At 49.3% G+C, this 15,736-nt stretch carries 11 protein-coding genes; 8 read left to right on the top strand and 3 right to left on the bottom strand.

The window, feature by feature from the left end; genetic code table 11:
• The first annotated feature begins 60 nt into the window (after positions 1-60).
• The 4 genes from ACFQNF_RS11490 to ACFQNF_RS11475 all read left to right on the top strand — a co-directional run bounded on the left by ACFQNF_RS11490 (position 61) and on the right by ACFQNF_RS11475 (position 8,128).
• Positions 61-3,210 (top strand): type I restriction endonuclease subunit R, encoded by a 3,150-nt coding sequence (locus ACFQNF_RS11490; RefSeq protein ID WP_380188106.1) that lies wholly within the window; start codon positions 61-63, stop codon positions 3,208-3,210.
• A 556-nt stretch (positions 3,211-3,766) separates the two neighbouring features.
• On the top strand, positions 3,767-4,108 hold the full coding sequence (locus ACFQNF_RS11485; protein ID WP_380188105.1) for a hypothetical protein: 342 nt from the start codon (positions 3,767-3,769) through the stop codon (positions 4,106-4,108).
• A 328-nt stretch (positions 4,109-4,436) separates the two neighbouring features.
• A complete protein-coding gene (gene mgtA, locus ACFQNF_RS11480; protein WP_380188104.1) occupies positions 4,437-7,127 on the top strand; it encodes a magnesium-translocating P-type ATPase in 2,691 nt (896 codons plus the stop codon).
• A gap of 320 nt (positions 7,128-7,447) precedes the next feature.
• Positions 7,448-8,128, top strand: a complete 681-nt coding sequence (locus ACFQNF_RS11475; RefSeq protein ID WP_380188103.1) for a PEP-CTERM sorting domain-containing protein — start codon at positions 7,448-7,450, stop codon at positions 8,126-8,128.
• Positions 8,129-8,189: 61 nt separating this feature from the next.
• On the opposite strand, the gene ACFQNF_RS11470 is transcribed toward ACFQNF_RS11475, so the two are convergent.
• The gene (locus ACFQNF_RS11470; RefSeq protein ID WP_046351661.1) at positions 8,190-8,780 is read right to left on the bottom strand and encodes a response regulator transcription factor; all 591 of its coding nucleotides are present in this window, start codon (positions 8,778-8,780) and stop codon (positions 8,190-8,192) included.
• Positions 8,777-10,675 (bottom strand): sensor histidine kinase, encoded by a 1,899-nt coding sequence (locus ACFQNF_RS11465; RefSeq protein WP_380188102.1) that lies wholly within the window; start codon positions 10,673-10,675, stop codon positions 8,777-8,779. Before ACFQNF_RS11465 ends, ACFQNF_RS11470 begins: the two co-directional genes overlap by 4 nt.
• 126 nt (positions 10,676-10,801) lie before the next feature.
• On the opposite strand from ACFQNF_RS11465, the gene ACFQNF_RS11460 reads away from it, so the two are divergent.
• The 3 genes from ACFQNF_RS11460 (at position 10,802) to ACFQNF_RS11450 (ending at position 14,180) form a co-directional block, all read left to right on the top strand.
• On the top strand, positions 10,802-11,797 hold the full coding sequence (locus tag ACFQNF_RS11460; protein WP_380188101.1) for a TRAP transporter substrate-binding protein: 996 nt from the start codon (positions 10,802-10,804) through the stop codon (positions 11,795-11,797).
• Positions 11,798-12,207: 410 nt separating this feature from the next.
• Positions 12,208-12,810 carry a TRAP transporter small permease gene (locus tag ACFQNF_RS11455; protein ID WP_380188100.1) on the top strand — a complete coding sequence of 201 codons (603 nt, stop codon included), beginning with the start codon at positions 12,208-12,210 and terminating at the stop codon, positions 12,808-12,810.
• A complete protein-coding gene (locus ACFQNF_RS11450; RefSeq protein WP_380188099.1) occupies positions 12,807-14,180 on the top strand; it encodes a TRAP transporter large permease in 1,374 nt (457 codons plus the stop codon). Before ACFQNF_RS11455 ends, ACFQNF_RS11450 begins: the two co-directional genes overlap by 4 nt.
• A gap of 56 nt (positions 14,181-14,236) precedes the next feature.
• On the opposite strand, the gene ACFQNF_RS11445 is transcribed toward ACFQNF_RS11450, so the two are convergent.
• Entirely contained in the window at positions 14,237-14,737 is a 501-nt protein-coding gene (locus tag ACFQNF_RS11445; protein ID WP_380188098.1) for a putative periplasmic lipoprotein, read from the bottom strand.
• 351 nt (positions 14,738-15,088) lie between these two features.
• On the opposite strand from ACFQNF_RS11445, the gene ACFQNF_RS11440 reads away from it, so the two are divergent.
• On the top strand, positions 15,089-15,706 hold the full coding sequence (locus tag ACFQNF_RS11440) for a nucleoside/nucleotide kinase family protein (RefSeq protein ID WP_380188097.1): 618 nt from the start codon (positions 15,089-15,091) through the stop codon (positions 15,704-15,706).
• Positions 15,707-15,736: the final 30 nt, after the last annotated feature.

Below are 15,736 nucleotides of genomic sequence, written 5' to 3'. Positions count from 1 at the left end.
GTCAAGTAGCAAGGTGGTAACTTACACATCAAAATCAGGCCAATGGCACAGGGGTAAAGCATGATTAATGAACAACAACTTGAAGAATTGTGCCTTACTTGGTTTCAGGAAACTGGCTGGCAGTACCTGTACGGGCCGGATATTGCCCCCGAGAGCGAAACGCCTGAGCGTAGCGATTATCGTCAGGTATTACTGAAGCAACGTGTGATGACGGCCTTGGCCAGAATTAACCCGCATATCCCCGCTGCGGCACTAGAGCAGGCTTTTCATACCTTGCAAATGGTGAGCGAGCCCAATCCTGTGGCACGTAATCGCAGTGTGTATCGCTTATTACTGAATGGAGTACAAGTTGAGTTTTCTGTGGACGATCAAAAGCACATTGATTTTGTGCATTTCATCGACTTTACCGAGCCTGGCAATAATGAATTTTTGGTTGTAAATCAGTTCACGATTCAAGGCAGCAAGCAGCCACGGCGCCCAGATCTTATTGCTTTTATCAATGGATTCCCGCTGGCAGTCATCGAGCTAAAAAACCCTGCTAATGAGCAAACCGATGTATGGGATGCATTCAATCAATTGCAGACATACAAAGATGAGATTGCTGATCTCTTTAACTGCAATACCGCTTTGGTGGTGAGCGATGGCTGGACAGCCAGAGTTGGTTCCTTAACCGCCAATGCCGAACGCATGTTGCCGTGGCGTACCATCGCCAATGAAGATGACCGGCCTCGTTTACAAATGGAGCTGGAAACCGTGGTGCGCGGGTTTTTCCAACCAGCATTGTTTCTCGATTACCTGCGCCATTTTGTTTTGTTTGAGCAAGATGGCGATGCCATCAGCAAGAAAATCGCTGCATATCACCAATTTCATGCCGTACGCGAAGCGGTGCGGGCCACGGTTATCGCTGCCGAGTCTCCAGAAAAAGGATTGCTGGAAGTACGTGAAGAGCGCGCAACTTATGGCAAGGAGGTACGCCCCGGTTCGCGTAAAGCGGGAGTGGTTTGGCATACCCAAGGCTCCGGGAAAAGCATCACCATGGCTTGTTATGCTGGCAAATTACTGCAGCAGGCCGAGATGAAAAACCCCACCCTAGTGATTGTGACCGACCGTAATGATCTGGATGGTCAGCTGTTTGGAACGTTCTGCGCCGCTGCCGATTTACTCAAAACAACACCGGTGCAGGCTGGTAGCCGCGATGAATTGCGTGAAATGCTGACTTCACGCCAAGCAGGCGGAATTATCTTCACCACAGTACAAAAGTTTGCCCTATTAAATGACGAGGATGAGCATCCGCAGCTGTCTGATCGTTCCAATATTGTGGTGATCTCGGACGAGGCTCACCGTAGCCAGTATGGAATGAAAGGACGTTTTGACGAAAAAACTGGGCGCTATATCTTTGGCTACGCCAAGCATCTGCGCGATGCCCTCAAAAACGCGACATTTATTGGTTTTACCGGCACACCCATTGCGTTAGAAGACAAAGATACCCGTGCTGTTTTTGGTGATTATGTCAGCATTTATGACATTCAAGATGCCGTAGACGATGGGGCAACCGTTCCTATTTTCTATGAAAGCCGCTTGAGCAAATTAGATGTAAGACAGGCTGAGATTGATGCCCTCAATGCCCAAGTCGATGAAGTGGTTGAAGATGAAGAAGACTTAGCCGCGCGCGAAAAAGCAAAAAGCGAATGGGCAACGTTAGAGAAGCTGGTTGGTGCTGAGCCGCGGTTAGAGCAAATCGCTCTTGATCTGGTAAAGCATTTCGAGGCCCGCACATCGGTAGCGGACGGCAAAGGCATGATCGTATGTATGAGCCGTGATATTTGCGCTCATCTTTACAATGCCATAGTCGCTTTGCGCCCAGATTGGCATAACGACGACCCAGATCAAGGAGTCATCAAAATAGTCATGACGGGATCCGCAGCAGATAAGCCCTTGCTACAGCCACATATTTACAGCAAGCAAGTGAAAAAGCGGCTGGAGAAACGATTTAAGGATGCGAAAGACCCCTTGCAACTGGTCATCGTGCGCGATATGTGGCTTACCGGCTTTGATGCGCCTTGCTGCCACACCATGTATATAGATAAGCCAATGAAGGGCCATAACCTGATGCAGGCAATTGCCCGTGTGAATCGGGTATTCAAGAATAAGCCCGGTGGGCTGGTGGTGGATTACATCGGCATCGCTAACGAGCTGAAGGCGGCACTTAAAACCTATACGGATGCTAAGGGCAAAGGCGATCCTACGCATAATGCCGCTGAAGCGTTAGCGGTGTTGCTGGAGAAACTCGATATCGTTCGCGGCATGATGCATGACTTTGACTACTGCAGCTTTGAAGCAGATACCCTTAAATTATTGCTGCCAGCGACAAATCATATTCTGGGATTAAAAGATGGCAAACAGCGCTTCCTCGATACTATGGTTGCGATGGCAAAGGCTTACTCGCTATGCAGCACGCTGGATGAAGCCTCTGAACTGCGTAAAGAAATTGCTTTTTTCTCTGCTATCAAGACCGCAATTACTAAATTCACCACCGTAGACAAGAAACGCACAGATGCAGAGAAAAACAGTGCACTTAAGCAAATCTTGGACAATGCCATCATCGCCGATGGCGTAGCAGATATATTCGCGCTGGCAGGGCTAGATAAACCCAATATTGGCTTGCTATCGGATGAGTTTCTAGAAGACGTTCGGCAAATGGAAAGCCGCAATCTTGCTGTAGAACTACTGGAAAAGCTGTTGCGTGATGAAATCAAAGCCCGTGCCCGCAATAATGTTGTACAAGAAAAGAAATACGGAGATCGCCTGCTGGAGACTTTGCGCAGATATCACAATCGAGCGATTGAAACGGCACAGGTGATTGAAGAATTGATCCAGATGGCCAAGGAGTTTCAAGCGGTTCTGGAACGAGAGGCTGCACTTGGCTTAAACCATGATGAAATCGCGTTCTACGATGCGTTGGTCAATAATGAAAGTGCTGTGCGTGAGTTAGGCGACGAGATTCTCAAGAAAATTGCCGTTGAGATCACAGAAAAGCTACGTAACAGTACAACAGTGGATTGGCAGGTGCGTGATAGCGTTAGGGCTAGGCTACGAATTCTGGTCCGCCGAACTTTACAGAAATGGAAATATCCACCGGACCAGCAATTAGATGCTGTCGAGCTCGTGCTCAAGCAGGCGGAGTCGCTGTCTGATGAGTGGAGCAGATAACTGTTTCATTTATAAAGCTGTAAAGATAGGGTAACGCTAGTTACCCTATCTTGGCGAAAGAGACTCGCTAAGCAACGTAAAACTTCTTGTGCCTTGGGCAATTTGATACAAATTGAATTGATGTGGCCTGCCCATCAGTTAATGAAGCTTTAATACCCAAAATTTATTTACTCCACTTTGTCATCATCAAAGTAATTAATTAATCCCACACCCCACAATATGCCCATCGCATTCAATTATCATTAATGTTAATTAATCAATAAATTAGGGTTGACATTAATTATTTGATAAGTAAAATGCGCTGCATATTAACTATCTAAGAGGCTGTCCTGTGGACAACGACGGATGTAATCGATCTGTGTTGGTAACCGCGGTATAGCAGGATAAAGTAGATTCAATCTGCCATATCCTGCTACGCAGGGTGTGGTGTCTTTGTGCCCCCCACTCACCGCACCATTGTAATAACAAGTGGCAACTTGCTGCGTATTGTTATGGCTATGGCTGGGTTTCATCCTTATTGATATCAATCGTCCTCCCTTTTTTTCTGGAGGCTAGAATGCATTTTCTAAAACGACTTATCATCGCCATACGGGGCGCGCATGCCCGTGAAATTCATCAATCACAATATTTTTTACAAATAAGCAGCTCTGAATCAACGATTAGTGATCTGCGTAAGATGCTGATTCACAAACTAAATTTTCTTGGCTTTCAAGCCCAGCAGCTAAAGATTTTTCGCCAGCCCGAAGGCACCTTCTGCCTGTCGGTGTTGCTGAATTTATCGGCAGACTTGCGCCAAAGCTTTATCCAGATGGCTATCGGCTTAAGCCAACATCAGGATGTGCGCCGTATTCAGTGGGGGCTGAGAAGCAATAAGCCTCGCCTGCGTAAAGCAGGCTAAACATGTCGAATAAATTGCCAATGGTCGATGCTTAATTAATTAAGCGGCCATAGTCATTATTAATCCATTTAAATCTGGAGAGGAATCTGCTCGCCCAGAATATTTAAATATTTTTTAACTTAACATTATTTAGTTTTTAAATAGCGAAGCTAAATAAGGACTCCAAAATGCCAGACGAACCGATATTGCTCGCTGAATTGCCATTAGGTAATTCAGCGGGCCAATTAAATTTATTACTCTCTCAGCGCCCCGCCCGCGCGAAAGGGGATTGCTTTGCCTAAATAAATGCAATGCACCCTCCTGAACGCTGGCGAACAGGAAAATACCTATGACCCATATCGATCACGCCGCCAGCCAGCAGCCTAAAATCAATGCCCTCAGCGACGCAGCCGCAGCTGAACTGCTCAAAACCAACGGCCTCAACGAAGTCGCGCACGACAAACCACCTCACGCCCTCGTCCAGCTCTATCTCGCCTTTAAAAATCCCTTTGTGATGGTGCTGATAGTTCTTGCCTTTATCACCTACTTCACCGACGTGCAGTTTGCCGAAGCGGGCGAGCAAAGCTGGGTTGGCATTATTATTCTCACCACCATGGTGACTTTAAGTAGCTTATTACGCTTCTTTCAGGAATATCGCACCGGCAAATCGGCCGAAAAACTCAAATCACTAGTCAGCAATACCGCAACAGTGCTGCGCACCCCCGCCAAAGGCCAAACTCGCAAGCTAGAAGTGCCCATGAGCCAAGTGGTAGTAGGCGATATTATCTGCCTGCAAGCGGGAGATATGATTCCGGCAGATATTGAGCTTTTAGAATCGCGTGATTTATTTGTGAGCCAAGCCGTATTAAGTGGCGAAGCGCTGCCGGTCGAGAAATATGACACGCTTGGCGATGTGGCGGAGAAATCTGCCAAGACGGCATCAAGCATAGATGCCGTCGAAAAAGGCGACACAATCATCAATGAGGCTGAGAAATCCACCCAAGCTAGCTCAAGCAGCGATGAAAGTATTCTGGATCGCAGCAATATCTGCTTTATGGGCACCAATGTGGTGAGTGGCATCGCCACCGCTCGAGTCGTTGCCACTGGCAACCATACTTACTTTGGCTCCTTGGCTAAAAACGTACTCAGCCATAAACGCGTAGAAACCAGTTTTGATCGCGGGGTAAGCAGCGTTTCATGGCTGCTCATTCGCTTTATGCTGGTGATGGTGCCGCTGGTATTTCTGATTAATGGCCTGACTAAGGGCGATTGGCTATCATCGCTGACCTTTGCCATGGCCGTTGCCGTGGGTTTAACGCCAGAAATGCTGCCGATGATTGTTTCAGCCAACCTAGCCAAGGGCGCAATCGCCATGGCTAGACGCAAAGTGGTGGTCAAGCGGCTTAATTCGGTACAAAACTTCGGCGCAATGGATGTGTTATGTACCGATAAAACTGGCACGCTGACGCAAGATAAAATCATTCTGGAACAGCATTTTAATTGCGATGGAATGCTCGACGAAGGCATTTTGCATCTGGCTTGGCTCAATAGTGTGCATCAAAGCGGTATGAAAAACCTGATGGACATTGCGGTGATCGAGCGCGCTGCCGAGCTGAATAACCTGCCCTTGGGCTATAGCAAAATCGACGAACTACCGTTTGATTTTATCCGCCGCCGCCTGACCGTGGTGCTAGAAAATCGTAAAATCCAGCAGTTGATGATCTCTAAAGGGGCGGTAGAAGAAATGCTCGCCGTATCCACCCATTACCAAGATGGCGATACTGTCCGCGAGCTAACCCTGCCAGAAAGAACCCGCATCCTGAAGCAAACTCAGGATTACAACGCTCAGGGCTTCCGCGTTTTACTGGTCGCCAGCAAAACCATCAGCAGCAATCAAAAGCAGTACAAAGTCGCCGATGAAAAAGATCTGGTGGTGCGTGGCTTTCTGACTTTTCTTGATCCACCTAAAGCATCCGCCGCTCCAGCGATTAAAGCACTGCAAGAATACGGCGTAACCGTCAAAGTGCTGACGGGCGATAATCCGATTGTCACCAGCAAAGTATGCCGTGATGTTGGGCTCAACCCCGGCACACCACTCTTAGGGCCAGAAATCGAGCTCATGGACGATGTCGCGCTCTGCCAAGCGGTGCGGGAATGCACGGTCTTTGCCAAGCTCACGCCGATGCATAAATCACGCGTGGTGAAAGCCCTGCAAGCCAACGGCCACACGGTGGGCTTTTTGGGAGACGGGATTAACGATGCACCTGCACTGCGCGATGCCGATGTTGGGATTTCAGTCGATAGCGGAGCCGATATCGCTAAAGAAACTGCCGATATTATTCTGCTCGATAAAGACTTGATGGTGCTGGAAGAAGGCGTGATCAAAGGCCGGGAAACCTTCGGCAATATTCTGAAATATCTGAATATCACCGCCAGCTCTAACTTCGGCAACGTGTTCTCGGTGCTCGTCGCCTCGGCTTGGCTGCCTTGGGAGCCGATGCTGGCCATGCATTTGCTGATCCAAAACCTGATTTACGATATCTCCCAACTGGTCTTGCCTTGGGACAAGATGGATAAGGAGTTCCTGAAAAAACCACGCAAATGGGAAGCCGGTAATATCCGCCGCTTTATGGTCTGGCTCGGCCCCACTTCATCAGTGTTTGATATCACCACCTATATCCTGATGTGGACGGTATTTGGTGCCGGAGCCGCGTATTACGCCGACGGCGGTGGCCAGAGCATTATGAATTCAGGCTGGTTTATTGTGGGCTTGGTATCGCAAACCTTGGTGGTGCATATGCTACGCACTCGCAAGATTCCGTTTATCCAAAGCTGCGCCTCGCTGCCGGTCATGATCTCAACCGTGATTGCTGTTGCCATCGGCTGCTGGCTGCCCTTCTCGCCACTGGCTGAATCAATCGGCTTTGTCTCGCTCGATTCATCCTACTGGTACTGGCTAGCCGCCACGATGCTGGGCTATATGATGCTGGCGCAAATGGTAAAAACTATTTACATCCGCCGCTATGGAGTGTGGTTCTAAAAATAGAAGTATTTCAACTTCAATAACTGAAGGGCTTCAAAGACTTATCTCTTTGGAGCCCTTTTCAATTTTGCCAAGCAAACAAAGAAATTCGGCCATTTTTTCAGAAAAAATTCCAGTCATTCACTCAATGTGTTGTAAAACAACAAATATATTACAAGGCAAATCATGTTTCTAAAGTGGCAGAATGCCTAGCCTTGCTGCATCAAAAAGCACTTTTAAATACCATTCACATAACATTAAATGCTTATAAACTTACAATAAAATCAAGCATGTAAGAAAGCATTGTGTATATTCATCTCCTTGCATGAAAAAACCAAATGAATAGGCTCACTTTCAGCGACAGCTGGCACACCAGTTTATTCAAAAGTTATTTAGACGGGGATTCACACTCAATGAAGCTTAAAACCACTACGCAATCCATTTTTTTAGCTGGCAGCCTTGTGCTTTCATCCAACGCTTTTGCTGCGCTAATCGACGTTAACTTTGCTAACTACGCGGCAGGCACGCAATTTTCTAATGAAATTGCCGGCGTTATTTTCTCTGTGCAAGGTGGCCCCGGCCCTTCTGGTAATGCCGCCATTGATACCAGTGGCTGGGGACGCAGAGGGCTAACAAATAGCACTACAGGGACCTACCCTACTGGTTCAATTTTAGATTTAAAATTTACCAGCTTGGTTAATCAAGTGAGCTTCACTTTTGACAACTACGGCTTCAGCGCAAGTGGCAAAGGCGCAAGCTTTTATACCGCCTACAATGCTGCTGGCTCAGTACTGGAAAGTGGTGCCCTTTCTCTTGGCGGCTCCTTTAACTTAGCCTCCGCAGGGATTGCCAGCTTACGTTTTAACAACAATAGCAATGGCGGGGCTAACTGGCTCTTCGGTTTAAACACCTTAAAAGCCAATATCTCTCCTGTACCAGAGCCTGAAACTTATGCGCTGATGGGCATGGGCCTCATTGGTTTATTAGCTGCACGCCGCCGTAAAAGCATGACGGCTTAATAAATAGCCGCGGCGCTAAAAAATCAGCAAAACTCCTTTTTTAGCGCCCAAAATCCAAGCATCAATGCCCAAGTAACTGTGATAAATCCAAAGCCGAGCGCACACCCATTTTGGCGAAGACATTGGCGCGGTGAACTTCTACCGTGCGGATGGCGATTTGCATTTCATCGGCAATTTGCTTGTTAAGCTTGCCCTGCAAAATCCAATCCATCACCTCACGCTCTCGCGGTGTAATCGAGGCGAGGCGCTTTTCTAATAATTGCTGATTACCGCGCACAGACTGGCGGCCAATGGCCACCTCCAACGCATCATTTATCCGCTCGAGTAATTGTTTTTCGCTGCAAGGTTTTTCTAAGAAATCAAAAGCCCCCTGCCGAATCGCCTGCACCGCCATCGGGATATCGCCGTGGCCGGATAAAAACAATACGATTAGCTCGCTACCTAGTTCATACATCTGCTTAAACACGTCCGGCCCACTCAGGCCCGGCATGCGTACATCAAGCAGCACCACGCCTTCGCTACTGGCATCGATGGCGGCTAAAAAGTCCTCTCCGCCTTCAAAGGCATGCACGGTATAGCCATGCGACAGCAATAAAAGGCCGAGTGAATCACGTACGGCAATATCGTCATCAACCAAATAAACTGTTTTCATCGTGGAAGACTCATATAAAAAGTAGTTCCGCCCTGTGGATGGGCTTCAAACCATAGTTTGCCATGATGCTGCTCTAAAATTGAGCGACAAATATTCAGCCCAATCCCCATTCCCAGCGATTTGGTGGTAAAAAACGCATCAAATAGACGGCTAGCCACTTCAGGCGCGATGCCCGAGCCACGATCACCCACCGATAAATACACCGCAACATCGTCGCAATACGTTGCCAAGCACACTTCACGGCGGCTTTGGGGCTGCTCACCACTGGCATCCAAGGCGTTTCGCAGTAAATTGAGCACCACTTGCCCAAGTAAAACTTCATCGGCATCAATCCGCGGCAATGCCCTACCCAAATTAAAATGTACACGCACGCCTTGGCTACGTGCCGTTGAGTCAATTAACTCAAACGCATTGCTGGCAATATGATTGATATCGCAAGGCTCGCAATGAGGGGTGCGTTTTTGTACAAACTCTCGGATGCGCTTCACCACGGCAGCGGCGCGCTGTGCTTGCCCGGCAATTTTGCTGAGCGTTGAATCCAGCATCTCCTGATTATTCTGATTGGCAAACTGACGGGCGGCACTAGCGTAATTGCTCATGGCCATCAGTGGTTGATTTAACTCGTGCGCCAGCGTGGACGCCATTTCACCCATGGTGATTAGCTTGCCGGTGTGGCGCAGCATTTCTTCCTGCTCACGCTCTCTGGCTTCGGCGGCTTTTAAGGCGGTGATATCAACCACCGAGCTCATCCAGCCGCGCTGCTTGCCCGTAGCATCGATCAGCGGCGTGGTGTAAACACGAGTCGCCACCAAAGGCCCATCACGATGGCGCACCATCGATTCAAATCCATCGTGCGGCGCAAGACCGCTGAGCACAATCTCGTTTTGCGCCTGATGCCCGGCGATATCTTCAGGATTCCAATAAGGATAAGGCGGCAATGCGCCAATCAACTCTTCGGCGGTGTAACCGACCATGCCGCAAAAGGCGGGGTTGACATACACAATGCGCCCATCCATATCACGGGCGCGCATGCCTACCGAGAGCGAATCTTCCATGGCGGTGCGAAAAGCGTGCTCTTCCCTGAGCGCGTTTTCTGCCAATAATCGTGCCTGCATCTGGCGGCGCAAACGCCACCAGCTAAACAACACAATCAAAGCCAAGCCCATCACGCTGGCAGTCAGCAATTTTTGTACGAGGCCAGTTGGATGGCGGTAAGCCGTGATGCGCAGCAGTAAGCCACTGCTGACTAAATCAAAGGGCAGTTGATAGCTAAGATTGGTGTCGTCCGCCTCGATTTTTGATTTGCTGGCCACTTCCCGACCATCCGCATCAATCATCGCCAGCCGATATTTATAAGCAAACCACCACGGCACCTGTTGCTGTAAGAGCTTGGGCAAGGCAATCGACGCCACTAGCTCTAAATCATGCTCAGCCAAAATCAGCGCAATCATTCCCTTAGGGTAAAGCGGCACGGTATAGCTAGGCCGCCCTATTCCTTGTGCCAAGGCAATTGCCTCCCGAGTCACCTCAGCCGATAAATGCTGACCATAGCTAAAGCTCTGATTTTTTGTGCGCAGCTGAATACCGGTAATCGCCGCATTTGCGCCAATAATCAAACGTGCACGGCCACGAAACTCGGCCTCGCTTAAGCTGCCATCGCGAGATTGCTCTAATAGTGCGGCCAAGCGTTCTTCAGATTGCCCCAATACAAAACGCAAGTTTTGCTCTACCCACAGCACATCATTAATCAGCACCAGCCGCGCTTCTTCGCGCTCGCCGTGGCGTAAATAGGCAAATAGGCCCAATACCGTGGCCAAAAACAAGACCAGGGCCAACCTTGGAATAAACCATGGATGAGTGCTCAGCCGCCTTGAAATAGGAGTAAGTAATTGCATGCAGCAATGTTAGCACAGGGTAAATTTATGCCGCCTGTGGTTTACCACAGTCGTAACAACCACAATTGAATACGCCTGAATCCTGATCAACAATCCTCAATACATTCAACAGCTTTGGAGATTGTAATGCGTACTTTACTAGCGGCCATTCTGGCTCTTACTGTCACTTCATCCTTCGCGGCCGAAGCACCGATCGTGATCAAATTCAGCCACGTAGTCGCCGTCGATACCCCAAAGGGCAAAGCTGCTGATTACTTCAAAAAAATCGCCGAAGAACGCACCAAGGGCCGAGTAAAAGTAGAGGTTTATCCAAACAGCCAGCTTTACAAAGACAAAGAAGAAATGGAAGCGCTGCAATTAGGCGCAGTACAAATGCTAGCCCCTAGCCTGGCTAAATTTGGCCCGCTGGGCGTCAAAGAATTCGAAATTTTTGATCTGCCGTATATTTTTGATAGCTATGCCGAAGTAGAAAAAGTAATGAAAGGCCCGATTGGCACTAAGCTATTTACCAAGCTAGAAAGCAAGGGCATTAAAGCACTGGGCTTCTGGGAAAACGGCTTTAAAAATTTCTCCAGCAATAAACCAATCCGCACCCCGGACGATCTGCGCGGCATGAAAGTCCGTATTCAATCATCCAAAGTGCTAGACGAAGAAATGCGCACCCTAGGCGCGCTGCCGCAAGTGATGGCGTTTTCTGAGGTTTACCAGGCACTACAAACTGGCGTAGTCGATGGCACCGAGCTAGAGCCATCCAATCTCTACACCAGCAAAGCCTTTGAAGTACAAAAACACCTCACCCTGACTAACCATGGCTTTTTGGGCTATGCCGTGATCGTCAACAAAACCTTCTGGGAAGGTCTGCCTGCCGACATTCGCGCCACGCTCACCACCGCAATGAATGAGTCATCGGTCTACGCCAACCAGATCGCCAAACAAGAAACCGACAAAGCGATTGCCGCCATCAAAGCCAGCGGTAAAACCACCATCTACACCCCAACTGCCGCCGAGCGCGCCGCCTTCCGTAAAGCCCTCATCCCCGTCCACCAAAAAATGGCCTCCCGCTTCGGTCAGGATTTGTTGACTGAGATTTATAAAGAGACCGCGTTTAAGCCTGTTGAATAAAGGGGTTTGAGCAACAGGGGGCGCCAAGCAAAGTCAAAAAGATCTTTTTAGTGCCTTCGGCACCTTGATTTTGGTGCGGTATCCCCGCAGGGGACTCCCTTTCTTGAACGGCCAAGAAAGGAAGCAAAGAAGGCCGCCCCGACCAGCACGAAAACCCCTCAGCTGTGGACAATCGAGTCGGCGGCGAGCGGGATTGGCTCGTTCCTCGCTCCCTTGCCGAAACCCCGCCCCGCTTGTTCCTCGCTTCGGCGTGCTTCAAGGGGACTTTAAAGCCCCGTGCCAAGTGAGTGGTCATTACGTATTTTTCCTAGTTTGCTTATGAAAAACCAAATTGCTTCAAGGTTCCAACCCGCCCTACAAGGGGCAAACCGCCCCTCTTACAAGCCCCCACCGTCCCTTCGGAGACTTTCATGAAAATACTCGATTGCCTAGAAGAATGGCTGATCGCATCGCTGATGGCGGTGGCGACGCTGGTGATTTTTATCGCCGTAGTCCATCGCTACGCTTCAGGCCTCAACATCCCTGTGCTGCAAAGCTATCTGCTGAGCTTCAACCTTTCCTGGGCCCAAGAGCTATGCATTATTTTATTTGTATGGATGGCTAAATTTGGTGCGGCCTATGGCGTGCGCGTCGGCATCCATGTGGGTGTAGATGTCATGATTAACCGCCTAGAACCTAAATATCGTTCAGCGTTTGTGATGATCGGCCTGCTTGCTGGGGCTTTATTCACCGGCATTGTGGCCGTACTAGGTACTGAATTTGTATGGGGAAACGGTGCCCACTACGCTTTTGTGCACGCCTTTGGGCTGACGATAGGCAATCTGTATGAAGGCCCAACCACTCCCGATCTGGAATGGCCAACATGGATGGTATACAGCGCAATTCCACTGGGCACCAGCCTGATGTGTTTCCGCTTTTTACAAGTCGCAGCAGCCTTTATGCGTACTGGCGACTTACCTCACCACGACGTAGCCCACGTTGAAGGCCTAGAAGAAGAAGGAAAACCAGCATGAGCACCATTCCTGCACCAGAAGCGCACTGGTCCATCAAAATACCCGCCCTACTGTTCGGATCTTTAGCGATTATCGCTCTGGTCGGCGGCAATAAAGCGGTGGTGTTCTGCCTGCTGCTGGCCCTGATGGCCACTGGCATGCCGATCTCTATCGCGCTGGGGCTTACCGTACTCACCTTCTTATTCACCATGACCAATGTGCCCATCGAATCGGTGGCGCTGAAATTATTCACGGGGATTGAGAAATTTGAAATCATGGCCATTCCCTTCTTTATTTTGGCCGGTAATTTCTTAACCCACGGTGGTGTCGCCCGCCGCATGATCGATTTTGCCACCAGCATGGTGGGGCACTTTCATGGTGGCTTAGGTCTGGCGGGCGTACTCGCGTGTGCCTTATTTGCTGCGGTTTCCGGCTCCAGCCCGGCCACGGTGGTGGCGATTGGTTCCATCCTATTGCCTGCCATGATTAAGCAAGGTTTTCCACGTCAGTTTGGCGCGGGGGTGATTACTACAGCAGGTGCTTTGGGGATTCTGATTCCGCCATCGATTGCCATGGTGATGTTCTCGGTCGCCACCAATACCTCGGTCGGTGCGCTGTTTATGGCGGGCGTTGTTCCCGGCATCATGCTGGCATTTTTACTGGGGCTAACCACATGGTGGCGCGCGCGTAAATTTGGCTACCCACGCATGCCCAAAGCCACAGCCGGTGAGCGTTGGGCCGCATTTCGCCGCTCGGTTTGGGGGCTGATGCTGATTGTGGTGGTGCTTGGTGGGATTTATACAGGTATTTTCACGCCGACCGAAGCCGCCGCCATTGCCGCCGTTTACGCCTTTATCATTGCCGTATTTGTCTACCGCGATTTGCCGCTGAGCCGTGTGCCTAAAGTGCTGCTCGATTCCGCCAGCATGAGCGCCATGCTGCTCTACATCATTACCAATGCCGTACTATTCTCCTTTGTGATGACTAACGAAGGCATTCCGCAAGCCATGGCCGATTGGCTGCTGGGCATGGGCCTTGGCCCGATTACCTTTTTGCTAGCCGTAAATATTCTGCTGCTCTTGGCGGGGAATGTGATGGAGCCATCATCCATCATCCTGATCATGGCCCCTATCCTATTTCCGGTTGCCATCAAGCTGGGGATTGATCCAATTCACTTCGGGATTTTGATCACGGTCAATATGGAAGTCGGCATGTGCCATCCGCCGGTAGGGCTCAATCTTTACGTGGCATCCGGCATCACCAAAATGGGCATCACCGAGCTCACCATCGCCGTCTGGCCGTGGCTGCTCACCATGCTGGGCTTCTTGCTGGTAGTGACCTACGTGCCTGCCATCTCGCTTTGGCTGCCAAGGGCTATGGGGATGATGTAATGCAATAAGGCCCCGATTGGGGCCTTATTTATCGCTCCGCTTACACGGCAACAGCATTAATTTACATTAATTGGACGAGCATTTTTCCAAGCGGATGCTGGCACATTCTCTGCCAGCACAATGGTCAGCGATCCATCGGCCTTAGAGGTTTTAACATCCAGCGCCTCTAAAGATGTGTTGATCGCATCCGGGGCAAGGCTATACATCGCGCCGGTAATAGGATCCACAATCAAAAACCCGATCAAACCGCCAAATAAAATATTGCCCACATACCAACCGTTTACAGAGCCAGTAATGGTTAAATCTTTAGGCTTAAAACCTTCTTTCTCAATACGAACTGTATATATTTCTGGCTTAAAATAACCCGCTCCGCGCTTTAATGTCACGCTGGCTGGTGTAGTGCCAACGTGAACCTTTTCACCCGCACGATTAGAAATCGTAATCGCGGCAGAATCAGGTACGCTATTAAATGAAAGATGTTGAGTTTTTCCCTCAATAATAGTGGAGCATCCGCTCATAAGAAGTGTGGCAATGCTCGCAGCTAAAACTCTTTTCATTTAAAAATCCTTTCTTATTAAATAGTTATATTTATTTTAAAATAAATCACGCCAACAAATTCAAACCATCCCTAAGCAAGCCAGAGGAAAAAAACAACAATAAATCAGTGCGTTTGCTTAACAAATGAAGACCTTACTAACCACAACAAAATACGATATATGCAAAATGCATGCTGCGCGGTTTATACACCTTAGCGCCATGGCTGGCAATGAGCACAAGCATATTTAAATCCTTATTCATATCATTATTAATCCAGACAGAAATACCAAAACGAATGCATTACACTTCTACATAAAATCTAAATCCATCTGATCTATTTTTTTGAATACGCCGCTTTAATGAGGGAAAAAATGATTGCCAGCAGCTATCAAGCCAGACTCAATACCCTATTAGCCAGTGGCCAGCGCAAACTGCTCGGCATCGTTGGCCCGCCCGGCTCCGGCAAATCTACGCTGGCACAAGAGATTCAACGGCTTCATCCCACACAAAGCATTGTTGTGCCTATGGATGGCTATCATCTGGCCAATAGCGAGCTGGCCCGCCTTGGCAAAGCAGCAAGGAAAGGCGCAGAAGACACCTTCGATAGCGCAGGCTTTGCCGCAATGATTCAGCGGCTAAAAACCCAGCCTAGCGATGAAACCATCTACGCCCCCGAATTTCGCCGCGAAATCGAAGAGCCCATCGCCAACGCCATTCCTATTCAGCCTGAAAACCAGCTCATCATCGTCGAAGGCAATTACCTGCTGCTAAACAGCGGCCATTGGACCAAATTGCACAGCCTGCTCGATGAAACTTGGTATGTAAACGTAGACCACGCCCTCAGGGAGTCCCGCCTCATCCAGCGCCATATGCAATTTGGCCGCAGCGAAGCCGCCGCCATCGACTGGGCAAAAAACACCGACGGCCCGAATGCAAAGCTGATTGAAGCCAGTAAAGAGCGGGCGAATGTGCTGTTTAGCTGGGAATAAATTTTCGGCAAATCAAGGCAATAAGCCGCG

It is taken from the genome of Iodobacter arcticus (assembly GCF_042664895.1).
Classification (GTDB): Bacteria; Pseudomonadota; Gammaproteobacteria; order Burkholderiales; family Chitinibacteraceae; genus Iodobacter; species Iodobacter arcticus.
This window is presented reverse-complemented; position numbering and strand designations above follow the sequence as displayed.